Here is a 22,716-nt window from a genome sequence, read left to right as displayed (position 1 = left end):
AAGTTATCCCATACCTCTGACGCACATTGAGTTCGAACCGTCCTCAGCGCACGCCGCGTTGGAACAGTCAACCCCCTGTGGAGATCTCCAGAATCTGTGGTGAATGGAAGCCAGATTCAATCGATCAGCGAGGAGCCGGCCATGGTGCAGATCATCGAGACCATCGACGTCGACGGAGCTGATCGGGAGCTCGAAGCGGAGATCACCGAACAGCATCCTGATGAGCGGGTCGCCTGGGTCAGCACTGGCGGAGAGACGCATCATGCGGGAGCGGTTACGTTCCATAAGCTCACCGACTCATCGACGCGCGTCGAAAGCCGGGGGCGTGAGACGGGCGCATGGCGAGGGGATGTTGACGCCTGACACGCACATCGAGTCGCCAGAACGAGTCCAAATCACGGTGGTCATCCCTGTCAAAAACGACGCCGTCGAGCTGGCGAGGTGCTTGTCCGCCCTTCGGTTACAAACGCGACTCGCTGACGAGATCATCGTGGTGAACAACGCATCGTCAGATGCGTCGGCGAAGGTGGCCATCGCGGCGGGAGTGACGGTGATTGAGTGTTCGGAACCGGGCATCCCCGCAGCGAGTTCGCGCGGATACGATCTATCGGCGGGCGACCTGATCCTCCGGCTGGACGCCGACTGTGTACCACCGACGTCGTGGGTTGAGCATGTTGAGGCGGCATTCGCAGATCACTCTGACGTGGCGGCTTTCACCGGAGGCGCGTACTTCATCGACGGACCGCGCCCGCTGCGTGCAGTGTTGTCGCGAATTTACCTGCTCGCTTACGCCCTCGCTGCAGCGCCCGCCTTGGGGCATCGTCCGTTGTTCGGCTCGAACTTTGCCATGCGACGAGAAGCCTGGCACGCGATCCGCTCGGCGGTGCACCGCCATGATCCAGAGCTGCACGACGATCTTGACCTGTCGTTTCATCTCGGAGAACATCATCGAGTCGGCCGTCTGGGTGGTGAGCCGATGGGTATCTCCATGCGACCATTCCGCAGCGTAATCTCGTTCCGTCGCCGCATGTACCGCGGCTTTCGGACTGTCCTTGTGCATTGGCCGCATGATTTCCCGCCATCGAGGTGGTACCGGTTAGCGACTCAGAGGCCATGATCGAGAACTTCCTGCGTCGACCACAGACCGTCGCCGAGGCGTGTGCGGATGCGGTTCGGGGAGTGGGCGCCCTCAGCGTCATCATCGCAGCAGTCTGGTTCGACCTGACGGATGCGGGCCTACTCGCCTTCGCTTTACCAGGGCTGCTCATCCCACGTTTCGTCGGCGTCCGAGCCTGGGTGGACATTACTTTCGGCGCAACGCTGCTCGTCGCCGCATGGAGCAATGTCTTCGACCTGTATACCCGCATCGTGGGGTGGGATCTGCTCGTGCATTTCGCATGTACCGCGGCATTGGCAACGGTGTCGTATGTGTTTTTGCGTCGTGCTGAGGTGGTCACGGTCCCGGTTGCTCCCCGATGGGCAGTGATCGCCACCGTTCTGATCACGACAATGTTGGGGCTGGCGTTGAGCGCCGTCTGGGAGATGATCGAGTGGCTCGGTTACACCTACATCAGCGATGAGATCTTCGTGGGATACGAAGACACGATCGCCGACATGGCTGCTGGGGGCCTTGGCGCGGCAGGTGCTGGCTTCGTAGTTGCATTTGTGCCGCTCCTTCGAGGCGCGACTCTTGGACATGCACCGTGAGTGCGAGCTTTATCTTGTTACTCCGCCGTGCTCGAGAACTCGTCGAGCACGCCCTGGGGCGTGTCAGCATCGACCAGGGCTCCGAGAAAGCGGATCACTGCGTCACGATCTTCTCGGCTCATGGATGCGGCCGCGGTGAATCTTCGGGCGTGCTGGCGGCCGATGGTTTCGTGCGCGGCAAGTCTTGTGTGCGCGGTGACTTCGATACAGGTCGTTCTGCGGTCGCTCGGATGCGGAACACGAACGACGTGTCCACCGGCAAGGAGGCGGTCGACCAGCTTCGTCGTGGATGCGCTGGAGATCCCGACCTCGCGGGCGATGTCTTTCGGCGTCACGATCTGCTGCTGCTGCTGGGCGCGTATGAGCATGCGGATAGTACGCATATCGCTTTCGTTGAGCTTCATGTAGCGCTTGGATGCTTCGGAAAGTGTTCGCGCTGCCTCGTGCCATTCCCGCAACGCTTCCATCACGCGAACGCATTGGTCTACGTCCTCATCGGACAGTTCAGCGCGATCGATGAGGTCGGAATCATTCGCGAAATAGCGTACGTCCGTTCTCGACGGGGCTCTTCGTTCTGCTTCGGACACGATGACAGCATACTCTTTCGTATGCTACGTTAAACTCTCGCCAAGCTAACGAAATGAGGTCACGCAGTGGAGATGGTTGTTCTCGTCGACAGCGAGGGTTCGCCTGTGGGCGTGCAGAGCAAAGAGAGCGTGCACGGTGTCACCACACCTCGCCACCTCGCGTTCTCCTGCCACGTCATCGATTCCGAGGGTCGACTTCTCGTAACCAGGCGCGCACTCGAGAAGAGGACATGGCCCGGCGTGTGGACGAATGCGTTTTGTGGCCACCCGGGTCCGGGCGAGACCTTCGAGGATGCGGTGCGCCGTCGGGCGGCTTTCGAACTCGGGCTCACTGTCGACAGCATCGCCTGCGCGCTTCCCGATTTCGGATACGTCGCGCGTGACGCGTCAGGAATCGAAGAGAACGAGCATTGCCCGGTCTTCATCGCGAAGGCCGCGTCGCCGCTGGCTCCGAACCCGGATGAGGTCGCCGAGATCCAGTGGACCAGCGTGTCAGCACTGTCGACGGCGACGAAAGCTGCGCCCTGGGCTTTCAGCCCGTGGCTCATCGAGCATTTGCCTGAGCTTCTCTCCTCCTTGGCAAATCTCACCATCGAGTCGGGTAGAGATGTCTGACTCGGCGTCACGACTCGACGACGTCGCGCTCACGTTCGAGACGAGGCTGATGGAAGTACTGGCGCAAAGGAGGGAACGTTCGCTTTCGTTCTCCGTTCCGTACACGCAGCTGTGGGAATCGTTGGAGCGGATGGCGAGACGCGGAAAGAAGATCCGCCCACGCGTGCTGATGGACGCATATCAGGCCCTCGGCGGCATCGATGAGCGCGTGGCCGTCGATGCTGCATGCGCGGTCGAACTACTCCACATCGCACTCGTGATTCACGACGATGTGATCGACAAAGATCTGATGCGTCGTGGCGAGATGAATATATCGGGGCGATTCGCATCGGAAGCGATGCTGCGAGGCGCGGCCAGACGCGACGCGCACGCGTGGGGGGAGGCATCATCGCTTCTCGCGGGCGATCTCATCCTCACCCTGGCTCATTCCCTCCTCGCCCGACTCGAGATCCCGGAAGACCAACGACAGGCGGTTCTCGACATCTTCGATGCCACCGTCTTTGAGAGCGCGGCCGGAGAGCACTCCGACGTGTGGCTCAGCATGCATCTCGAGCCGGCGGACTCGCACGATGTCCTGGCGATGATCGACCAGAAAACGGCCGCCTACTCCTTCCAAGCTCCCCTCGTGCTCGCCGCGGTTCTTGCCGGCGCTACGACGAGACTGATAGAAGAACTCACAGTCATCGCTCGCCAGATCGGCGTCATCTACCAGCTGCGCGATGATGTTCTCGGCTTGTTCGGCGATGAGCGAGACACGGGAAAGTCCGTACTCAGCGACCTGCGCGAAGGGAAGGAAACTCTCCTGATCGACTACGCCCGCTCTGACCCCGCCTGGAACGAGGTCGAGTCCCTCTTCGGAGACGATGCGCTCAGCATCGCTGACGGTCATCGCCTGCGACGCGTCATCGAGGAATCGGGAGCACTTATGTTCGTGGAATCACTCATCACCGAACGCTGCGCTACCGTCAACCAGCTGATCGAAGAAGCGACTCTGCCCGCAGCGCTGCGAGACCAGCTGACCACTTTGACCACCGCCTGCAACTCGCGAAACTCATGAACACCACTGATCTTGACCTTTACAACGCGACAGCGAAAGCAAGTGCAGCCGTCGTCATCCGTCGGTACTCGACATCATTCGGGTGGGCCAGCCGCCTGCTCGACGTTCCCGTGCGAGACCACATCGCCCGCATCTACGCACTCGTACGCATCGCAGACGAGCTGGTCGACGGGCCAGCCGAGATCGCCGGAATCGACAGGGCGACGCGAGGTGTGCTGCTCGACGAGCTCGAAGCAGAAACAGAGCGAGCTCTTCGGCTGGGCTTCAGCACGAACCTGGTCGTGCACGCGTTCGCTTTGACAGGGCGCGAACATGGGATCGGCATGGACCTGTGTCAGCCGTTCTTCGCATCGATGAGACGAGATCTTGAGGTCACGTCGTTCGACGCGCAGGAGCTCAACGAGTACATCTACGGCTCCGCCGAGGTGGTTGGCCTGATGTGTTTGGCCGTCTTCGAATCCGGAGTGATTCGTGAGAACGGGGAGCGTGAGCGATTGAACGATGGCGCTCGGCACCTCGGAGCGGCGTTTCAGAAGGTGAACTTCCTTCGAGATTTCGCCGATGATCATGATGACCTTGGCCGCGCGTATTTCCCGGGTACGGAGAAGGCACTGACGGAGCGCTCGAAGGCAGACATCGTCGCATCCATTCGGGAAGACCTTCGGGTCGCCGACCGATCGATTCCACTTCTTGCTCCGGGATGCCGGGCATCCGTATGGGCTGCGCGCGCGATTTTCGGTGAACTGACGGATCGCATCGAAGCAGCACCGGTCTCTGTCCTGACACACACCCGCGTACGAGTGCCGAATCCCGTCAAGGCACGAATCCTCGCCCGTGCGCTCGGAATGAAGGTGGCCCGGTGAAGGCATCGCGCGTCATCGTCATCGGCGGAGGTGTCAGCGGGCTTGCAACCGCATGCCTGCTCGCTCGCGACGGACACCAAGTCACCGTTCTGGAGAAGAACAGTGAACTCGGCGGCAGGGCAGGGTCTTGGGAGCAGGACGGGTTCACCTTCGACACCGGGCCCTCCTGGTACCTGATGCCCGAGGTCTTCGACCACTTCTACCGCATGATGGGCACGACGACCGCCGAACAGCTCGACCTGGTGCCGTTGCAACCCGGATACCGGGTCTATGGCGAGCCAGTGGGCAAGACGCCCGAGAATCCGATTGATGTGCGTTCCGGTGCGGAAGCCGTCGCTGAAGCCTTCGAAGCGCGCGAGAGCGGGGCCGGCGACCGAGCCCGCACCTACCTCCGATCCTCGACCAAGACGTATCGCGCGGCAGTAAGGTCCTTCCTCTACAACCCGTTCTCGTCCTGGCGTGATTTCGCATCACTGCGGGTTCTCACCTCCGCCCCTGCGGTTCTTCCCTTGCTGACACGGTCGCTCTGGACGTTCGTCGCGAGCCGCTTCGCGGACAATCGTCTTCGTCAGATCCTTGGCTACCCCGCCGTCTTCCTCGGCACGTCGCCGTTCGACGCGCCCGCTCTTTACCATCTGATGAGCCACATGGACCTGGTCGACGGCGTGAAGTACCCCGTCGGCGGCTTCCGCAGGTTCGTGACCTCGCTGGTCGACGTCGCACGAGAGAACAACGTCGAACTTCTCACCGACAGCGATGTCATCGCCATCTCGAGCGAAAACGGCGCGGTGCGCTCGGTCAAGTACAACCGCGACGGCAAGGTGGTCGAACTCGATGCGGATGTCGTCGTCTCGGCGATCGACGAGCACCACACCGAGGCAGAGCTGCTCGAGAAGTCCGACCGTTCATATGCGCCGAACCGGTGGGACAAGCAGATCTCCGGACCGAGTGCCGTGCTCATCATGCTCGGCGTGCACGGTGAGCTGCCACAATTGCTGCACCACACCCTGTTCTTCTCCGACGACTGGCACGAGAATTTCGATGCGATCTTCGGGTCTCCGACGCGCATCCCGGAGGCGCCATCGCTCTATGTCTGCAAGCCGAGCGCGACCGATGACGGCATCGCCCCGGACGGCCATGAGAACCTGTTCGTGCTCGTTCCGCTGCCACCCGATACGAACATCGGACACGGCGGGCTCGACAGGTCGGGCGACGAGCTCGTGAACGCCGTCGCCGACAACGCGATCGAGCAGGTCGCCGCCTGGGCGGGCATCCCCGATCTCGCCTCCCGCATCGTCGTGCGACGCACCGTGGGGCCTGCGGACTTCGCCGCGCAGTTCAACACCTTCCGCGGCAGCGCGCTCGGCCCCGCACATACGTTGCGCCAGAGCGCCTTCTTCCGTGGGGTCACGAAGTCCCGCCGCATCGATGGTCTCTTCTACGCCGGCGCAACCTCAGTGCCGGGTGTTGGCCTGCCCATGTGTCTCATCAGCGCGGAACTGGTGCTGAAACACCTGCGAGGAGACCACTCACCCGGGCCCTTGGAGGAGTCATGAGTGGCGTCTACGCGGCATGCCTGCTCGTCAGCACCGCATGTCTCGTGCTGCTCGACATGCGTTTTGCGTTGGTCTTTCGACGCCGGGCGGTGGCGAGCATGGTCGCCCTCATCGTCGGCGTCGTGTTCTTCGCCGCATGGGATGCCGTGGGCATCGGCCTCGGAGTGTTCCGGCACCTCGACTCGCGGTGGGCCAGCGGCGTCCTGCTCGCGCCGGAGTTTCCCATCGAGGAGTTGCTCTTCCTGGTCTTCCTCACCTATCTCACGCTCATTCTTCTGAGCGGTTGGCAACGCTGGCGGGAGAATGTGAACCCACGATGACATATCTGCTCATGTCGCTGCCCTTCCTCGGAATCGGTCTCATCGTTTTCGCCATCGGCGCCGTCCACGCGCGTCGGCGTGACACCGCGCGACGCTACATCTCATCGTGGGCGGCGGCGACGGTGGCCCTGCTCATTCTCACGGCGGTGTTCGACAACGTGATGATGGCAGCCGGATTCTTCGACTACGGCACCGAGCAGATCTCCGGACTCCGGCTCGGACTCATGCCGGTGGAGGACTTCCTGTACCCCCTCGCCGGTGCGTTGCTGCTTTCTGGCGTCTGGCAGCTGCTGAATGGCCCCCGCGAGACGAGAGGACACAGCGATGGCTGAGCGCACGTCTCTGATCCGCACCCTTTTCGTCGCATCGCGGCCGCTGAGCTGGATCAACACCGCGTACCCGTTTGCCGCGGTCTACGTACTGACGACGGGGCGCATCGATGTGTCGTTGGTGGTCGGGACGATCTTCTTCCTCGTGCCGTACAACCTGGCGATGTATGGCGTGAACGATGTGTTCGACTACGAGTCCGACCTCGCCAACCCCCGCAAGGGCGGTGCCGAGGGTGCAAAGCTCCCGCCCCGGCTGCACCGAGCGACGCTCGTGTCGGCTGCGGTGCTGGCGGTGCCGTTCGTGGTCGCGCTCGTCATCCTCGGTGCACAGCGACCGTTGTCATGGGCCGTCCTCGCCGTGAGCCTGTTCGCAGTGCTCGCGTACTCCGTGCGCGGACTCCGTTTCAAAGAGATCCCGGTGCTCGACTCGATCACCTCGAGCACCCATTTCGTCACGCCGGCGCTCTATGCGCTCGCTCTCGCGGGAACGACCATCACCCCGGCGATCGTCTTGACCATGGTCGCGTTCTTCTGCTGGGGCATGGCCAGCCACGCGTTCGGTGCCGTGCAAGATATCGTGCCCGACCGGGATGCGGGTATCGGATCGATCGCCACTGTTTTCGGCGCTGCGGCGACGGTCAAGATCGCGGTCGCGCTCTGGGCCGTGGCCGGCATCCTCATGCTCTTCACCCCGTGGCCCGCGAACCTCGCCGCGATCGCCGCGCTGCCGTACATCATCAGCGTCGCCCCGTATCTGAACGTCGACGACGCACGCTCGGGAACCGCCAACCGCGCGTGGCGCCGGTTCCTGGTGATCAACTATGCGGTGGGTTTCGTGGTCACCTTGCTGCTGATCCTCTGTGTGGCGGAAGGGCTTTTCTCATGACACGCGTGCTCGTGACCGGCGCGACGGGCTACATCGGCGGCCGTCTCGTGCCCCAGCTGCTCGAGGCAGGGCACGAAGTGAGCGTGTACGTCCGCTCTCCGTGGAAGCTCCATGATGTGCCCTGGCGCAACCGCGTGCGCGTCTTCAAGGGTGATCTGTCGAATGCTGTCGCAACCCGCCGTGCGATGAACGGCGTGGACGTCGCGTTCTACCTGGTGCACTCGATGAGCGCAGGTCATGACTTCATGCGCTCCGAGGAGGAGGCAGCGCGCACCTTCACCCACTCAGCCGAGGCCGCGAAAGTGGAACGCATCGTCTACCTCGGTGGGCTGCATCCGGACGGCGCCGAGCTGTCGGAACATCTGGCTTCGCGCGCCGCTGTCGGACAGGCCTTCCTGGACTGTCCTGTGCCGGCCATCGTGTTCCAAGCGGGCATCGTGATCGGATCCGGCTCGGCGTCGTTCGAGATGATCCGCCACCTCACCGAGGTGCTGCCGTACATGCCCGCGCCGCGCTGGGTACGCAACCGCGTGCAACCCATCGCCGTTCGCGATGTACTGCGTTATCTGGTGCACGCCGTCACGGTGCAGGAAGAGCTCAATCGCACTTTCGACATCGGCGGTCCGGACATCCTGCGCTACGGACAGATGATGAACGGATATGCCGTCGAGGCTGGGCTTCCGCAACGACACATTGCGGCACTTCCCGTACTCACCCCATGGTTGGCCTCACAATGGGTGAGCCTCGTCAGCCCTGTTCCACGCCAACTCGCGGTGCCGATCATCGCGTCCCTCCAGAACGACTGCGTCGTGCGCGAGCAGGACATCGACGGATACATCCCGCCGCCGGCGGAAGGCCTGCTGCCGTATCGCACCGCCGTGCGTCTGGCGCTCACGCGTGAGGCTGAAGGACAGGTCGAGACGAGTTGGCAGAGTGCCACGGTGGCCGGCGCGCCCAGCGATCCGCTCCCGAGCGACCCGGAGTGGTCAGGTCATACCGTCTTCATCGATCTGCGCGAGCGGGAGAGCACCGCATCCACCAACGCTGTATGGGACGTGATCGAAGCGATCGGCGGAGAGAAGGGGTGGCATTCCTTCCCTCTGGCATGGGCCGCGCGCGGGTGGATCGATCGACTGGTCGGCGGCGTCGGCATGAGTCGCGGACGACGACACCCGTCCCGGGTGAACAGCGGCGACGTCATCGACGTGTGGCGCGTGGAATCCATCGAACGCGGACGCATGCTGCGGCTGCGGGCCGAGATGCGGCTGCCTGGCCGCGCGTGGCTCGAGCTGAGCGTCGAGCCGACCGAGACGGGAAGCCGCTACCGCCAGCGCGCGGTCTATTTCCCCAAGGGGCTGTCCGGGCGGTTGTACTGGGCGGTGCTGCTGCCGTTCCACGGCATCATCTTCCCCGGAATGGCCGCCAGTATCCTTCGCGAAGCTGAGCGCTCGACCGAGAAGGCGCAATGAGACTGTGGTCGATGCATCCTCGCTACTTCGACCGCCAGGCCCTCACGGCATGCTGGCGCGAGGGGCTCCTCGCCCAAGCAGTGATCACTGAACCCGGCAGGGGATACTCCCACCATCCCCAGCTGCGACGGTTCCAGCACACGGACGACCCTCGAGCCGCGATCGGGGACTATCTCAGCGCAATTGTCGACGAGGCAGATGCGCGCGGGTATCACTTCGCGAGAGAGAAGATCCGCGTCACCGGGGCGGCGGAACGACTGACGCTCAATGGCGGTCAGCTCGTCTACGAATGGGCGCACCTTCGCAGCAAGCTGCAACTTCGCAGTCCGGACGCCTGGGCACACTGGCACACTCTCACCTTCCCCGACCCGCATCCGAGCTTCGTCGTGATCGACGGACCGATCGCCGACTGGGAGAAGATCGCCCCTGCGACAAACCAGCCTTCGGAACAGAGAACTACCAGTGAATCGGAGGATTCATCACGATGAGCACCGCACCCGATCGATCACCCCGGCGCGACACAAAGCCGCCCACCGCTTCCAGCGCGCATTTGGAAGAGGGGGCGGTCGTTCCCGGAGCGACAGAGGCGACACGGAGCGGACCCGAACACGCCACACAGCCGATGAGTTACGACGCCGTGCTGCTGTCGGGCTTCGGCGGTCCCGAAGGGCAGGAGGACGTGCTGCCTTTCCTCAGAAACGTCACGCGCGGGCGGGGGATCCCGGACGAACGGCTCGAGGAGGTCGCGCATCACTATCGTGCGTTCGGCGGTGTCAGCCCCATCAACGAGCAGAACCGTGACCTCAAGCGTGCTCTGCAGGCCGCGCTCACACAGGCAGGTCTCGACATTCCCGTGTACTGGGGCAACCGCAACTGGGCGCCGTATCTCGATGAGGCACTCGAGCAGGCCGCGAAGGATGGCATCCGCACGATGATCGCGATTCCGACGAGCGCATACTCCTCGTACTCGTCGTGCCGCCAATACCGCGAGGATTGGGCCGATGCCCTCGAAGCGAGCGGTCTGCAGACGACGCTTCAGATCGACAAGGTCCGTCAGTTCTTCTCGCATCCCGGTTTCATCCAGCCATTCATCGACGGGGTGCAGAGTGGTGTCGCCGCGGCGATGCAGGCGGGCCACGACCGGTCGGCCATCGAGGTGCTTCTCCACGCACAGCATCCCGACCGACGATGCCGCGCGATCCGGTGCGGGTCTGTTCACCGACGTCGAAGGGGGCGGCTACGCCGCACAGCAGCTCGCTGTCGCAGCGCACGTCGTCGCTGAGGCTGCGCCCGGGATCTCATGGCAACTCGTCTACCAGTCGCGTTCCGGCCCGCCATCGCAGCCCTGGCTCGAGCCTGACATCAACGATGCGCTCGAAGCGCTCGAAGAACGCACCGCCGTGCTGATCGTCCCGCTCGGATTCGTGAGCGACCACATGGAAGTCATGTGGGATCTCGATACCGAAGCTCGCGAAACGGCGGCTCGCCTGGGCCTGTGGTTCACACGAACCCCGACGCCGGGCACGCAGCCAGACTTCATAGACGCGCTCGTGGACCTCGTACAGGAGAGGATCTCCGGTCGTCCCACCGGACAGCGCGCGAACACGACCGCCATCGGGCCGTGGTTCGACGTGTGTCGTCCAGGATGCTGCGAAAACCCTCGCCTGGGATTCAAACCCGCGATCGCAGGTCTGCAACCGTAGCCGGCTGCTTGACGGCGCGAGTATCGAGTGGAGACCGCGGCTTACGCCACGGCAGAGCGGCTATCAGCGTGCTGAGCGACGACGCGGTACACAACCGCTGCGACGACAACGACGCACGCCGCAACAACAGCCGCGATCCCGACCAGTTGAGACGCAGGTTCGTCAGTGATTCTGGCGACAGCAACCCAGCACAGTCCCCATGCCAAAGCGATCGCCGGCGTCAAGCGTCCGCGCCCCGAGATCGCCGTGGCCACGCCACACAGTGCAGCGACGACAACGACACCCACACCCCAGGCGTCAGGGTCGATACCGAAGCCACGGAACCCAAGGGCAGTCAACCACGCAGCCACGTTCGCAGCGGTCGCGATCGTCACCCACCCCAAATACAACCCGACCGTGCCGTCAAGAACGATGGACTCGACGACGACTGCCGCCTTCGAATCAGCATTCCGGGGCGTGCGCAGCAACAGACTGAACGTGACGCCGAGCACGGTGAGTAGGACGAAAATGACGAGCACGGACAATCCGACCTGGCCGAGCTGTATGACTCCGATCCATGCGGCGTTGAGCAGCATAGACAGAGCGATGAGGTACCCGACGCGACGGTGCACCGCTCGCGCCGCCTGGCTGGGGAACAACTGCCACACGGCATATGCCATCAGCCCGAGGTAGATGACCGACCAGACACTGAATGCCGGACCCGCCGGCGCGATCAGCGTCGAATCAGATGCAAGCGCGCCGCCGGCCGCGTCTTGAATCGGTGTACCGCCAAGCGCGCCGGAACCGAAGAAGGCACCAGCGATCGCCACGAGCGCAAGAACGAAGACGATGACTTGTCTCACACGGTCAGAGGTCTGAGGTGAACCGGCCATGCTCGCACCCTACGCGAGCGATGCCCACGAAGACAGAGGAATTGGGCGTAGACCTCCATATTCAACCAGCAGGCGCCCATCCCACAACGCATGTAGATCAACGATCCGGATACCGGGACTCGGGCATGCGGCGAGCCGAGGTCCGGTCTTGGAACGCGATCGTCGCCACGATGCCGATGAGCAAAATCAGCTCGAAGGCGTTGACGATCGCAGCACTGGGAACTGGCAATGTGATGGAGCTACCCGCCACCATGATCACCGTCACGACGGTCAGCCACGGCCAGCGCGTGCGCACCCATGCGAATGTGCCCGCGAGCAGCAGAGCGAGGGCGACGATGAGAACCATGATCGGGGGCCCATCCGGGGCATTCTCGTTGTTGTAGCTGAGTGCCCCATATTCACGATCGGCCACGAGCCACATCTGCAGCGGGCCGACGATGGCCTCGTAAATCACGAGTGCCGCCGTTACCCCGAGCGCCACTACGGCGGCCCAAACGGTGCGCGCCCAACGGAGGCCGGTGCGTCTCAGCACATGCCAGGCGACAAGAACCAGCAGTGGCGTGAGGAGCGCGTGCAACCAGTACCGCGCCGAGTTCAGCACTTCGAGCGCGGCACCTTCACCGATGATGGCACCGAGTCCGATCACGGTGTTGTCGTAGACGAGGCCGAGCACGACGAGCAGAGCCAAATCAGAAGCGGTCGCCCTGCGCCGTTTGAACAGCAGAGCAACACCCCAGACGAGCAGGGCGATGTATGCGATCGCGAAGCAGAGGAAAATGAAACTGTCCATGCCGACTCAACGTATGTGTCTTTCGGGGTTAAAACCTGGCCCTTGACGCAGCACGGCCGCTTATGGCATCTCGCCGACGAACAGCACGCGCGAAGAATGGTCACCCCTCGATCAAGGAGTCCAGCATCCCCGTCGTCAGCGGATCGAAGTGCCGCTCGAGGGCGTCGCGGCTCCGCGCCATCCATATGCTGGTGAGCTCGCGATAAGACGCCTCGCGAGCGGCTAGCGTATAGAGCTCGTGGTTGAGTACGAGTCGCGCTCAGTGCCGAAGATGTCTTCGGTGATCAGCACCACGGCTTGACGGGCCTCATCGTGGTCGTCGCTGCAGAAAGCCAATGCGGCGCAGCCGTTCCGCATTCCAGACCCTGCCGCGCACGAGGCGTCACAGACTCGCTGGCAGACGGTTGCTGATCTCATGAACAAGCGCTATGCATGCGGCGGCGAGGCGACGGCAGATGTCCCGCAACCCATGCGTTACGAGACAGGGAGGTTACGAGACACGAGCTGCGCATCGGGAACCAGCCCCGTCGCCGACATGAGTTCGGGTCAGCGAAACCGCAGATACCCCGGCCGGAGGGTGCTTGAAGGGCATCGGTGAATCGAGGCTCTATTCCGCGGGGCCAGGTTGCTCTTCGAAGCTCAACCTCATCACAGGTCGACTCGGGAACGTCCGGCCTATTTCTGAGAAGCCCGCGTCTTGAAACGTTGCCAACGTTCCGGTGAAAAGGGCCGCTCCACTCACTTTGCTGGCTGACAACCGCTGGACGTCTACCGGATGCCCTTCCAGAGCGGACGCGCCGTTCACGCGCGCGTGCTCGATCGCTCCGGAAAGCAGCGCTCTCCCGACCCCCCGATGGCGGAAGGTAGCCTGGACTGTGAAGCATGCAACCCACCATGCGAAGGGGTCCGGGGGGAGGACCCTCTGCAACGCGGTGTTGGCACGGACGCCCGGCAAGTCTAGTCGTCGAGAGACCCGGGACCACCCGACGGGATCGTCGTCGATGAGGGCGACGAGCCCGAATGGTGGCTTGTTCTCGTGTATCTGGTGGCGGAGTGCGCTCTCCTTGTCGCCGTCGGGCGGCGCCCCGATGAATCGCTGACACCAGCAGGACGTCGGCCGCGTTCCTCGCGAACCGAAAGCCGACCGCACGAGCTGCCAGTCCTCCGAACCCGCAACGATCACCTTGACAATGTTGTTCATCCTTCCCAGTCTGGCGTCGTGAGATGACGCAGGCTAGCTAGTCTTCCGCTGGCCACCGAACTGCGACAGATCGGGCCCCACGCCGTGCCAACTCCCGCAATCTCGATGCCGGACACCTCCCGCCTCGGAGATCATCGAGTCCGCTGGGTGAGGTGTGTCTTCACCGATGAACGCGTCCAGGTCACCAGGCCATCGGAAGACAACTGTCGGAGACTTCGGCGCGACCGGCTCGAACGTGAGCAAGCGAATAAGTGTCTCAAAGCCCTAGAGACACGAGGCGTCTGGGACTGATCACCGGTTTCGAGGTGCTCGACGTTAGTTATGAGACACCCCGAATATCCGTGTCCAGGGGTGACCGCATCCGCGCTCAACACCTCGTGGAATCTACGGCGGAGTCGTCTCGCTTCGTTCGCGCAGCGACCGGCGGGAGCGTCGGTCACGGGCCCGCCGGGTCACTCCCCCATCACTCCGGTGCGCACCGGACCGGGCCCGGGCGCGTAGCGCAGGCTCACCGCGCCGCTTTCACCCGCCTCGGCGCCGAGCAGCCTGAGATTCGCAGCGGCGGCCCCGTCGGGGAACACTTTCTTGCCCCGGCCGAGAACGACCGGGTAAACCCAGAGTTGCAGCTCGTCGAACAACTGCTCGGTGAGCAGAGTCTGCACCAGGCCGACGCTGCCGATCACGTGGACATCCTCATGCTGCGAGCGCAGCCGTGTGATCTCAGCCGGAAGGTCGCCGCCGACGCGCGAGCTGCCCTGCCATTCGAGCGCGATGTCGGCGTCGCGAGAGGCGACGTACTTCGGCACCCGATCGAACAACTGCCCGATCGGTCCCTCAGAACCGGTCATGTGGTGTGGCCAGTACGACGCGAAGATGTCGTACGTGCGACGGCCGAGCAGCAGCGCGTCGAGCGTGGACATGCCGTCCATGACCCACTTGCCGACGGCATCATCAGGCACTCCGGCCTGCCAGCCGCCGAAGGGGAAGTCGTCTGCGGTGTCCTCCTCCGGGCCACCTGGCGCCTGGGCGACGCCGTCGAGCGTGGTGAACAGATCGATGATGATGCGGCCGGTCATGATTCGGCTCCTTGCAACTCGAATGACGCGATGTGGAATGTCGAGGCGAACGAGTCCAGGAACGACTCCTCGCCCCGGACGACCGCGACGATATCGTGGGCGATCGCTTCAGCAGGCGTGATCTCACCGCCGATCAGGCGGCGGATGCCGGGGCCGGCGACGAGCACGGCATCCGCTTCGCCGTCCGTTGCACGCCCACCGACGGGCGGCGCGGATGGCGTGATCTGCGCGACGGACAGCATCCCGTCGCGCACCTGCGCGCGCAACGCGACCTCGCCGACGTGCAATTCGTAGTCGGCATCCGTCGCCGCCTCAGATCGGAACGCCGTTCGCAGTGCCATGGTGAGCGAATCGGGAGTGACGACGTCGCCTGCCGAAGGGTTTCCCATGGCTGGGAAGCCCCAGCGTCCGATCGCGAGCATGATTGGCTCGAGAGCCTGCCCGTGGGGGGTGAGTTCGTAGACGAGCCCGCAGTTCTTCAGCGGAACTCTGCGCACGACGCCGCCCTCCTGCAGCTCCCTCAGCCGCGTGGAGAGGATGTTCGTGGGGATGCGCGGGAGGCCCTTTTTGAGATCGGTGTAACGCCTCGGCCCCACGAGCAGATCACGGACGATGAGCATCGCCCATCGCTCCCCGATCAGTTCCACGGCCGTCGTGATCCCGCAGTACTGGCCGTAGCTGCGCGCCGCCACGTCAGGCCGACTCCGCGCTCTGCTCGGCCATGTACGCCTCCGGGCCCTTCTCGACGGCCTCTTCACTCATGTAGAGGAAGCCGAGACTGTTGCCGTCCGGGTCATCCAGATCACGGGAGTACATGAATCCGTAGTCCTGTGCTGGCTTCGGCTCGGTACCGCCGGCCGCGAGCCCCTTGGCGAGGATCGCGTCGACGGCCTCTCGAGACTCTTGGCTGAACGAGACCGACACCTGCACGGATTCATTCGGATCGGCGATCGGCTTGTCGGTGAACGTGGCGAAGTATTCGCGCTTGAGAACCATGAAATAGATGTCCTCGCTCCATACGACGCAGGCGGCGTTCTCATCGGTGAACTCCGGGCTGATGTCACAGCCGAGCCCGGTGTAGAACGCCTTGCTGCGCTCGAGATCGGCGGTGGGGAGGTTGACGAAGACCTTGGTTGACATACTGACTCCTTTGTCGGATCGTCGGGGTCGGCGAGCTCGCCGGACCTGATGACATCGATACTTGCAAAAAACAAGTATCGCTGTCAATGGGGTTCGCGGCAACGAGGACCGGCACTGATTCTCGTCGGCAGAATCCGTCGCAGGGCGGATGCCGCGGCATCCGCTTCCCCGTACCGTTGAAGCATGTCTGACTTCTCCCGCACGCTGAGCCCACGCCAGCGACGGGCTGACGCCCTGCTCGCCGTCATCGTCTTCGTCGCCGGTGTGATCAGTGCCGCGCTGTCTGCGGTCTCCGAGCTCTATGGCGACCTGCAGGCTCCGCTCTGGCAGGCGCTGATCTACCTCGTGGTGATCGCTGTCCCACTCGCGTGGCGTCGCATCCGCCCCGGAATCGTGGCCGTCATCGTCGCCGCCGCATATTTCGTGGCGGTGACGCTGCACATCCCCGAGATGTATGCGGGGAACATCGCGATGTTCATCACCCTGTACACCGTGGGCGCCTGGATGCAGAACCGTCGCGCAGCCATGCTCGTGCGCGTGGCGATCATCATCGGCATGTTCATCTGGCTGATGATCACGATGTACTACGACGTGATCAGCACCGCTCAGGAAGAAGACGTGATCGCAGGTGCCATGTCGCCCTATGTCGCGTTCATGATGCTGCAGGTTCTTCTGAACGTGCTGTACTTCGCCGGCGCCTACTACTTCGGTGAGCGCGCATGGAAGGCTGCGATGCAGCGTCTGGCTCTCGAGCAGCGCACGGCCGACCTCGAGCGCGAACGTGAAGTGACCGCGGCTCAGGCCGTGGCTCTCGACCGGGTGCGCATCGCGCGCGAGCTGCACGATGTCGTCGCCCACCACGTCTCGGTCATGGGCGTGCAGGCGGGAGCCGCCCGCATCGTGATCGACCAGGACCCCGCCGCGTCGAAGCAGATCCTCACCGGAATCGAAGAGTCCGCACGCACGGCGATCAGCGAGCTTCGGCACCTGCTCGAAACGCTGCGCTCGTCGGATGCCGATGCCGAAGATGCCTCCACGATCGAGCTTTGTGACATCGCTCAGTTGGTGGAAGCCGCGAATGACGCAGGCATGCCGACCACCTTCACCACGGTCGGCGAGGAGCGTCACGTGTCCTCAGTCGTGCAGGTGAACCTGTACCGCATCGCGCAGGAGTCGCTCACGAACGCGCGCCGTCATGCAGGACCGGGTGCCACAGCGGACGTGCGCCTGCGTCGCACCGCCGCGGACGTCGAGCTCGAAGTCGTGAACACGGGCAGGCGGGTGCTGACACCCCGCCCCGGCATGGGCCAGCTCGGGATGCGTGAGCGCGCACTGTCTTCGGGCGGAACGATCGAATCGGCGCCCCGCGAACAGGGCGGGTGGCGGGTACGCGTGCGCGTGCCGCTGACGGATGCCGCTTCCCTCACCGGAGCATCCGCATGACCGAACCGATCCGCGTGCTCCTCGTCGACGACCACGCGATGCTGCGCGCCGGCTTCCGCACGATCCTCGATGCGCAGCCCGACATCACGGTGGTCGGCGAGGCATCGACGGGCGCGGAGGCTGTGGCGGCGGCATCCGCTCTGAAGCCCGACGTCATCTGCATGGATGTGCAGATGCCCGACATGGACGGCATCGAGGCGACGGGGCGCATCGTCGCCGATCCCGAGGTGCACGCCACGATCGCGATCGTGACGACCTTCGATCGCGACGACTACCTGTTCAGCGCGCTGGATGCTGGCGCGAGCGGCTTCCTGCTCAAGAACAGCAGTCCCGAGGATCTCGTGTCGGCCGTCCGCGTGCTGGCCGCCGGCGACGGGATGCTGGCGCCAGAGGTGACCCGGCGCGTGATGCAGCGGTATGCGGTTTCGTCCGGCGCGGGCGGCGCGTCGACAGCACCTCCGACGCTCTCACTCACCGCCCCCCTCACCGACCGCGAGGCAGAAGTGCTCGCGCTCATGGCCGAGGCGATGAGCAACGCCGAGATCGCCACCGCGATGTTCATCGGCGAGGCGACGGTGAAGACGCACGTCTCGCGGATCCTGCAGAAGCTCGGCGCTCGCGATCGCGTGCAGGCGGTCGTGCTGACGCTGCGCCACTACCCCGATCTCGCCGGGTCTCGCTGAGCTACGGAGCGCCGAGCAGCCGGGAGATCTCGTTACCGGCAGCAACAGCGAACGGGGCCAGCTCCTCGATGCTGCACCCAGGGTGCTCCAGCGCGATCGATGAGACCGACAGCCCCGATGTGACCCGCCCGGTGTGATCGCGGATCGGCGCCGACACACACACCGTGCCGACCTCGTTCTCACCAAGATCCAGGGCATAGCCGCGCTCGCGGATCTTTGCGAACTCCTCCTGCAGGCGCCCGAGGTCAGTGATCGTCGCGTCAGTGTACGCGGGCAGCCCCGTGCGCTGAGCGAGTGCTGCAACGTCGCCGTCGGACCGTGCCGCCAACACGACCTTCCCCATCCCCGTGGAGTGCAGGGGGATGGCAAGCCCCACGCGCGAGCGCATGCGGTACGGCTTGGACGAGTCCGTGCGGATGATGTAGACCATCTCGTCGCCGGAGACGACGCCCACGTGCACGGTGCAGTCGACCTCGGCTACGAGCCGGTCGACCACCGGCTGCGCGATCTCGGACATGTCGAGCTCAGAGATCGCACGGCCCGCCAGTGCCATGAACCGCGGCCCGGCTCGGAACCCGTGGTCGGCGTCGCCGAAGACGAAGCCCTCAGCCACGAGCGTCGCGAGGATCCGGTGCACTGTCGACTTCGGCAGCCCGGTGTCGGCGACGATGTCGGTGAACCGATCGTTCAACAGCGCAGCCTCGAGCACCTCCAGTGTCTTCTGGCTCGCGCCCCCGGAGGGCGCTTTGTTCCCCGAATCGATCATCTTCCCATCATCTCAGCGCGCTGCAGATCTTCCTTATAGCCGCTAGAGTAGCGAAAATAGAACTAAGTTCCGTCACATGGATCATGTCGCGCGCCAAATCTGCGTCCGCCGACAGAGAGGACCCCGGATGAGCACCCTGTTAGAGCACCGGATCATCCCCCTCGCCTCCGTCGCTCAGGCGTCCGACATCGACGCGATCGGAGCCGGACTCGTCGCAGGCGGACTGCCTGTCGTCGAAGTTGCCCTGCGCGGCGAGCACGGCATGCCCGCGATCGAGAAGCTGGCCGCACGCGGCGATCTGCTGGTCGGCGCAGGCACTGTCCTGAGTGTCACACAGGCGAAAGAGGCGATCGCCGCCGGCGCGCAGTTCGTGGTCACTCCTGGTCTGGACGAAGATGTCGTGCGATTCGTGCAGGATGCCGGTCTCCCGATTGTGCCGGGGGTGCTGACTCCCACCGAGATCCAAGCCGCCATGCGGCTGGGCTTGAACCGACTGAAGCTGTTCCCGGCGGGGCCGTTCCAGGCCCTATCGGTGCTGTCGGCGTACGCCGACGTGTACCGCGACGTGCGCTTCATGCCCTCAGGCGGAGTGACGGCCGAGAACCTCCGCGAGCACCTGTCGCATCGTGCGGTGTTCGCCGCGAGCGGCAGCTGGATCACGAAGCGCGCGGCCGAGGGCGCGGATGTCGTGGCCGATGCCGCCCGCGCAGCATTGACGCAGCTGCCATGAGCCTCGACGTCCTCACGATCGGCGAGAGCCTCGGACTCCTCGTGCCCGCTCGGACCGGCCAGCTGGCACTGACGCGCGATATGCGACTGGGCTTCGGGGGCGCGGAGAGCAACGTCGCCATCGGTGTCGCGCGCCTCGGCGGTCGTGCCGCATGGTGCGGCAGGATCGGCGACGACGCGATCGGTTCTCTGATCACCCGCGAGATCCGTGCCGAGGGCGTGGAGATCGCCGCGACTGTCGATCCGGATGCCGCGACGGCGTTGATGCTCAAAGAACGACCCCGCACCGGAACCACGCGAATCGTCTATTACCGAGACGGCCAGGCCGGAAGCAGACTCCAGCCCACCGATGTCCCTGCAGGGCTCGTCGAGCGCGCGCGCATCCTTCACATCACCGGCATCTCAGCGGGCCTCGGACCTGGCCCTCTGAAAACCGTGAATGCGGCGATCGATCGCGCGAAGGTTGCCGGAGTGCTCGTCTCGTTCGACGTGAACCACCGCAGCGCGCTGTGGCGAGATGACCGCGACCATGCCGAGGCCTATCGTGCACTCACCTCACGGGCTGACATCGTCTTTGCCGGAGAGGACGAGGCCGCACTCGTGACCGGCGTGAGCGACCTCGATGCGCAATTGCATGCGCTGCGCGCGCTGGGCCCGACGGAGGTCGTGATCAAGCGCGGCGCCGAGGGTGCGGTCGCGATCACCTCGATGCCAGACGACGACGAGCGGATCGAGAGCGCGGCGATCGCCGTCGACGTGGTCGACACGGTCGGCGCGGGAGACGCGTTCGTCGCGGGCTGGCTCACCGAACTCGCGCGGGGCGCGTCTCTTCAGACGCGCCTGGCGACCGCCATCGCGTGCGGTGCGATCGCCTGCACGGGCGAGGGCGATTGGGAGACGGCGCCGTCGCGTGCTGATCTCGACGAACTGCGGATGCCGGGTGCCGAGCCCGTCCAGCGCTGAGCCTTACGACGAACGCCCGCTCCGGGGAGCGGGCGTTCGTGTGCGGTCGGTGCGTCAGGCGCCTACGAGCTCCGCGGAATGCTGCACGCGCGAGATGAGACCGTTGAACGCCTCGAGATAGCCGACGAGGAAGCCTGCGGTGCTGTCGTCGGTGACCTGGCCCTCATCGGTGAACAGGCCGGGGCGATCCTGGATGAACCCCTCGGGCTGGCCCATGGTGATGGCGTTGAAGTGACCGAGGATCGCACGCAGGTGCTGCTGAGCTGCGGCGGTGGCCACACCGGATCCCGAAGTGCCGATGACGGCGACGGGCTTGCCGAAGAACGACATGTCACCGTACGGGCGAGTCGACCAGTCGAGAGCATTCTTGAGCACGCCGGGGATCGATCGACTGTACTCAGGGGTGACGATGATCACGCCGTCGACGTCGGCGATGGCCTTCTTGTAGTCGAGAGCGGCCTGCGGGAAGTCGCCGTCGAAGTCGGGCGAGTAGAAGGGCAGATCTTTGATCGGGATCTCGACGAGCTCGGTGCCCTCCGGGGCGAGGTTGGCCAGAACGCGCGCGAGGCGGCGGTTGATGGAGGTGCTCGAGATGCTGCCGACGATGTATCCGATGGTGCGGGTCACGGGTATTCCTTCTGTTCGGGCTCAGACGAGCCGATTGCGGTCTGATCATGTCAACTGCCGAAGACAGAATTATATTCCAGCGCATATAAGAATCTGGTGGGAACCGCTAGCCTCATTCCTATGACCGACGCGACCTCCCCGCTGTCGCGCCCCATCACCGCGGGGATCGTGACGGCACTCGTCGGCTTCACCAGCTCCTTCGCGGTCGTGCTCACCGGTCTGGACGCGGTGGGCGCCACAGCCCCCCAGGCAACGAGCGGACTCATCATCCTGAGCCTCACGATGGGCATCGCGTGCATCGTCCTCGCCTGGCGGTATCGGATGCCGATCACCGTCGCCTGGTCGACGCCCGGAGCCGCGCTTCTCGCTGCCACCGGCGCCGTCGAAGGCGGTTGGTCCGCGGTCATCGGCGCATTCCTGGTCGTCGCGGCCCTCACTCTGCTCGCCGGGCTCTGGCCGGGGTTCGGCCGGCTCATCGCTCGGATTCCGGCATCGATCGCGCAGGCGATGCTCGCAGGCGTTCTGCTCCCCCTGTGTCTCGCGCCGATCACCGGTCTCGCCGAGAACCCCTGGGGCGTTCTGCCCATCCTCATCACCTGGCTGATCTTCATGAGGCTCGCGCCCCGCTGGGCCACCCCGCTCGCCTTCGTCGCCGCGGCGGTCGTCATCACCGTCGAACTCATCCGCACCGGTGCACCGCTGGATGCCGGTCTGCTCATTCCCCGCATCGAACTCACCATGCCCACCTTCACCGTCGGCGCCCTCGTCGGCGTCGCCCTGCCGCTGTTCATCGTGACGATGGCCTCGCAGAACGTCCCCGGCGTCGCGATCATGCGCAGCTTCGAATACGAGGTGCCCTGGCGGCCGGCGATGCTCGTCACCGGGATCGGCACGGCACTCGGCGCCCCCGCAGGCGGACACGGCATCAACCTCGCCGCGATCAGTGCCGCACTCGCGGCTTCCCCCGAAGCGGACCCCGACGCGAGGCGACGCTGGGTGGCCGGAGCATCCACCGGTGTCATCTACATCATGCTCGGCGGACTCGCGGCGGCCTTCTCCGCCCTCGTGATCCTGGCGCCCGCCGCGGTCATCCCCGCAGTCGCAGGCGTCGCCCTGTTCACGGCCCTCGGCTCGGCTATCCACCAGGCCGTCGCGGAGCCCGGCGAGCGCATGGCGGCCGTCGTGACCTTCCTCATCGCGGCATCGGGCCTTGCGATCGCCGGCGTCAGCGCCGCGTTCTGGGCGCTGGCCGCAGGACTCCTCGTCCGCGCGGTGCTGACCCGACGCCGGTGACGCCGCGCCGCAAGGCGGATGCCGAAGATCCCCCCTGTGGG

General features: G+C 64.6%; 26 protein-coding genes and 1 pseudogene. 18 read left to right on the top strand and 9 right to left on the bottom strand.

Features of this window, described 5'->3' with window-relative positions; translation table 11 throughout:
- Positions 1 to 75: 75 nt before the first annotated feature.
- The 3 genes from ACTU6V_RS03145 to ACTU6V_RS03135 are packed head-to-tail and all read left to right on the top strand — an operon-like array spanning position 76 to position 1,707.
- The gene (locus tag ACTU6V_RS03145) at positions 76 to 363 is read left to right on the top strand and encodes an SRPBCC family protein (RefSeq protein WP_443475000.1); all 288 of its coding nucleotides are present in this window, start codon (positions 76 to 78) and stop codon (positions 361 to 363) included.
- Positions 350 to 1,117: a glycosyltransferase family 2 protein gene (locus ACTU6V_RS03140; RefSeq protein ID WP_443474909.1), complete on the top strand. Its 768-nt coding sequence runs from the start codon at positions 350 to 352 to the stop codon at positions 1,115 to 1,117. Before ACTU6V_RS03145 ends, ACTU6V_RS03140 begins: the two co-directional genes overlap by 14 nt.
- Positions 1,114 to 1,707 (top strand): DUF2238 domain-containing protein, encoded by a 594-nt coding sequence (locus tag ACTU6V_RS03135; protein ID WP_443468514.1) that lies wholly within the window; start codon positions 1,114 to 1,116, stop codon positions 1,705 to 1,707. The genes ACTU6V_RS03140 and ACTU6V_RS03135 overlap by 4 nt, the downstream gene beginning before the upstream one ends.
- A 17-nt stretch (positions 1,708 to 1,724) precedes the next feature.
- Here ACTU6V_RS03135 and ACTU6V_RS03130 read toward each other — a convergent pair whose 3' ends face one another.
- A complete protein-coding gene (locus ACTU6V_RS03130; protein ID WP_443468513.1) occupies positions 1,725 to 2,090 on the bottom strand; it encodes a MarR family winged helix-turn-helix transcriptional regulator in 366 nt (121 codons plus the stop codon).
- A gap of 276 nt (positions 2,091 to 2,366) precedes the next feature.
- Between ACTU6V_RS03130 and idi the strand changes: the two genes are divergently transcribed.
- The 10 genes and pseudogenes from idi (at position 2,367) to ACTU6V_RS03080 (ending at position 11,092) form a co-directional block, all read left to right on the top strand.
- On the top strand, positions 2,367 to 2,909 hold the full coding sequence (gene idi / locus ACTU6V_RS03125; protein ID WP_443468854.1) for an isopentenyl-diphosphate Delta-isomerase: 543 nt from the start codon (positions 2,367 to 2,369) through the stop codon (positions 2,907 to 2,909).
- Positions 2,902 to 3,966: a polyprenyl synthetase family protein gene (locus ACTU6V_RS03120; RefSeq protein ID WP_443468512.1), complete on the top strand. Its 1,065-nt coding sequence runs from the start codon at positions 2,902 to 2,904 to the stop codon at positions 3,964 to 3,966. The genes idi and ACTU6V_RS03120 overlap by 8 nt, the downstream gene beginning before the upstream one ends.
- Entirely contained in the window at positions 3,963 to 4,829 is an 867-nt protein-coding gene (locus tag ACTU6V_RS03115; protein WP_443468511.1) for a phytoene/squalene synthase family protein, read from the top strand. The genes ACTU6V_RS03120 and ACTU6V_RS03115 overlap by 4 nt, the downstream gene beginning before the upstream one ends.
- Positions 4,826 to 6,385: a phytoene desaturase family protein gene (crtI, locus tag ACTU6V_RS03110; RefSeq protein ID WP_443474908.1), complete on the top strand. Its 1,560-nt coding sequence runs from the start codon at positions 4,826 to 4,828 to the stop codon at positions 6,383 to 6,385. The genes ACTU6V_RS03115 and crtI overlap by 4 nt, the downstream gene beginning before the upstream one ends.
- On the top strand, positions 6,382 to 6,705 hold the full coding sequence (locus ACTU6V_RS03105) for a lycopene cyclase domain-containing protein (protein WP_443468509.1): 324 nt from the start codon (positions 6,382 to 6,384) through the stop codon (positions 6,703 to 6,705). Before crtI ends, ACTU6V_RS03105 begins: the two co-directional genes overlap by 4 nt.
- Complete coding sequence (locus ACTU6V_RS03100) at positions 6,702 to 7,037, top strand: lycopene cyclase domain-containing protein (protein WP_443468508.1); 336 nt, start codon at positions 6,702 to 6,704, stop codon at positions 7,035 to 7,037. Before ACTU6V_RS03105 ends, ACTU6V_RS03100 begins: the two co-directional genes overlap by 4 nt.
- Positions 7,030 to 7,920 carry a prenyltransferase gene (locus ACTU6V_RS03095; protein ID WP_443474907.1) on the top strand — a complete coding sequence of 297 codons (891 nt, stop codon included), beginning with the start codon at positions 7,030 to 7,032 and terminating at the stop codon, positions 7,918 to 7,920. The genes ACTU6V_RS03100 and ACTU6V_RS03095 overlap by 8 nt, the downstream gene beginning before the upstream one ends.
- A complete protein-coding gene (locus tag ACTU6V_RS03090) occupies positions 7,917 to 9,389 on the top strand; it encodes an SDR family oxidoreductase (RefSeq protein WP_443474906.1) in 1,473 nt (490 codons plus the stop codon). The genes ACTU6V_RS03095 and ACTU6V_RS03090 overlap by 4 nt, the downstream gene beginning before the upstream one ends.
- Positions 9,386 to 9,877 (top strand): pyrimidine dimer DNA glycosylase/endonuclease V, encoded by a 492-nt coding sequence (locus ACTU6V_RS03085; protein WP_443474905.1) that lies wholly within the window; start codon positions 9,386 to 9,388, stop codon positions 9,875 to 9,877. The genes ACTU6V_RS03090 and ACTU6V_RS03085 overlap by 4 nt, the downstream gene beginning before the upstream one ends.
- Positions 9,874 to 11,092 (top strand): annotated as a pseudogene (locus tag ACTU6V_RS03080) (ferrochelatase). Before ACTU6V_RS03085 ends, ACTU6V_RS03080 begins: the two are co-directional and overlap by 4 nt.
- Before the next feature lie 41 nt (positions 11,093 to 11,133).
- Here ACTU6V_RS03080 and ACTU6V_RS03075 read toward each other — a convergent pair.
- From ACTU6V_RS03075 to ACTU6V_RS03050, 6 genes are all read right to left on the bottom strand, one after another.
- On the bottom strand, positions 11,134 to 11,964 hold the full coding sequence (locus ACTU6V_RS03075; RefSeq protein WP_443468503.1) for a TspO/MBR family protein: 831 nt from the start codon (positions 11,962 to 11,964) through the stop codon (positions 11,134 to 11,136).
- A gap of 97 nt (positions 11,965 to 12,061) precedes the next feature.
- A complete protein-coding gene (locus tag ACTU6V_RS03070) occupies positions 12,062 to 12,754 on the bottom strand; it encodes a hypothetical protein (RefSeq protein WP_443474904.1) in 693 nt (230 codons plus the stop codon).
- A gap of 607 nt (positions 12,755 to 13,361) precedes the next feature.
- Complete coding sequence (locus tag ACTU6V_RS03065) at positions 13,362 to 13,955, bottom strand: GNAT family N-acetyltransferase (protein WP_443474903.1); 594 nt, start codon at positions 13,953 to 13,955, stop codon at positions 13,362 to 13,364.
- A gap of 452 nt (positions 13,956 to 14,407) precedes the next feature.
- A complete protein-coding gene (locus ACTU6V_RS03060; protein WP_443468500.1) occupies positions 14,408 to 15,031 on the bottom strand; it encodes a dihydrofolate reductase family protein in 624 nt (207 codons plus the stop codon).
- Positions 15,028 to 15,723, bottom strand: coding sequence for a winged helix-turn-helix transcriptional regulator (locus tag ACTU6V_RS03055; protein ID WP_443474902.1), 696 nt, complete (start codon positions 15,721 to 15,723; stop codon positions 15,028 to 15,030). The genes ACTU6V_RS03060 and ACTU6V_RS03055 overlap by 4 nt, the downstream gene beginning before the upstream one ends.
- 1 nt (position 15,724) lies before the next feature.
- The gene (locus ACTU6V_RS03050) at positions 15,725 to 16,171 is read right to left on the bottom strand and encodes a VOC family protein (RefSeq protein WP_443468498.1); all 447 of its coding nucleotides are present in this window, start codon (positions 16,169 to 16,171) and stop codon (positions 15,725 to 15,727) included.
- Between the two features lie 183 nt (positions 16,172 to 16,354).
- Between ACTU6V_RS03050 and ACTU6V_RS03045 the strand changes: the two genes are divergently transcribed.
- Both ACTU6V_RS03045 and ACTU6V_RS03040 read left to right on the top strand, forming a co-directional pair.
- Positions 16,355 to 17,614: a sensor histidine kinase gene (locus ACTU6V_RS03045; protein WP_443468497.1), complete on the top strand. Its 1,260-nt coding sequence runs from the start codon at positions 16,355 to 16,357 to the stop codon at positions 17,612 to 17,614.
- Positions 17,611 to 18,297 (top strand): response regulator, encoded by a 687-nt coding sequence (locus ACTU6V_RS03040; RefSeq protein ID WP_443468496.1) that lies wholly within the window; start codon positions 17,611 to 17,613, stop codon positions 18,295 to 18,297. Before ACTU6V_RS03045 ends, ACTU6V_RS03040 begins: the two co-directional genes overlap by 4 nt.
- Position 18,298: 1 nt before the next feature.
- On the opposite strand, the gene ACTU6V_RS03035 is transcribed toward ACTU6V_RS03040, so the two are convergent.
- The gene (locus ACTU6V_RS03035; RefSeq protein WP_443468495.1) at positions 18,299 to 19,063 is read right to left on the bottom strand and encodes an IclR family transcriptional regulator; all 765 of its coding nucleotides are present in this window, start codon (positions 19,061 to 19,063) and stop codon (positions 18,299 to 18,301) included.
- A gap of 127 nt (positions 19,064 to 19,190) precedes the next feature.
- On the opposite strand from ACTU6V_RS03035, the gene ACTU6V_RS03030 reads away from it, so the two are divergent.
- Both ACTU6V_RS03030 and ACTU6V_RS03025 read left to right on the top strand, forming a co-directional pair.
- Positions 19,191 to 19,793: a bifunctional 4-hydroxy-2-oxoglutarate aldolase/2-dehydro-3-deoxy-phosphogluconate aldolase gene (locus ACTU6V_RS03030; protein WP_443468494.1), complete on the top strand. Its 603-nt coding sequence runs from the start codon at positions 19,191 to 19,193 to the stop codon at positions 19,791 to 19,793.
- Positions 19,790 to 20,755 carry a sugar kinase gene (locus tag ACTU6V_RS03025; protein ID WP_443474901.1) on the top strand — a complete coding sequence of 322 codons (966 nt, stop codon included), beginning with the start codon at positions 19,790 to 19,792 and terminating at the stop codon, positions 20,753 to 20,755. The genes ACTU6V_RS03030 and ACTU6V_RS03025 overlap by 4 nt, the downstream gene beginning before the upstream one ends.
- Before the next feature lie 54 nt (positions 20,756 to 20,809).
- Here the strand turns inward: ACTU6V_RS03025 and ACTU6V_RS03020 are convergent, their stop codons facing one another.
- Positions 20,810 to 21,382, bottom strand: coding sequence for an NADPH-dependent FMN reductase (locus tag ACTU6V_RS03020; RefSeq protein ID WP_443468492.1), 573 nt, complete (start codon positions 21,380 to 21,382; stop codon positions 20,810 to 20,812).
- Between the two features lie 120 nt (positions 21,383 to 21,502).
- Between ACTU6V_RS03020 and ACTU6V_RS03015 the strand changes: the two genes are divergently transcribed.
- Entirely contained in the window at positions 21,503 to 22,675 is a 1,173-nt protein-coding gene (locus ACTU6V_RS03015; RefSeq protein WP_443474900.1) for a benzoate/H(+) symporter BenE family transporter, read from the top strand.
- The last annotated feature ends 41 nt before the right edge of the window (positions 22,676 to 22,716 follow it).

Origin of the sequence: Microbacterium zouquanmingi (genome assembly GCF_052266675.1) — a bacterium.
Classification (GTDB): domain Bacteria; phylum Actinomycetota; class Actinomycetes; order Actinomycetales; family Microbacteriaceae; genus Microbacterium.
Note: the sequence above shows the minus strand (reverse complement) of the source record. Positions and strands in the feature narration are given on the sequence as shown.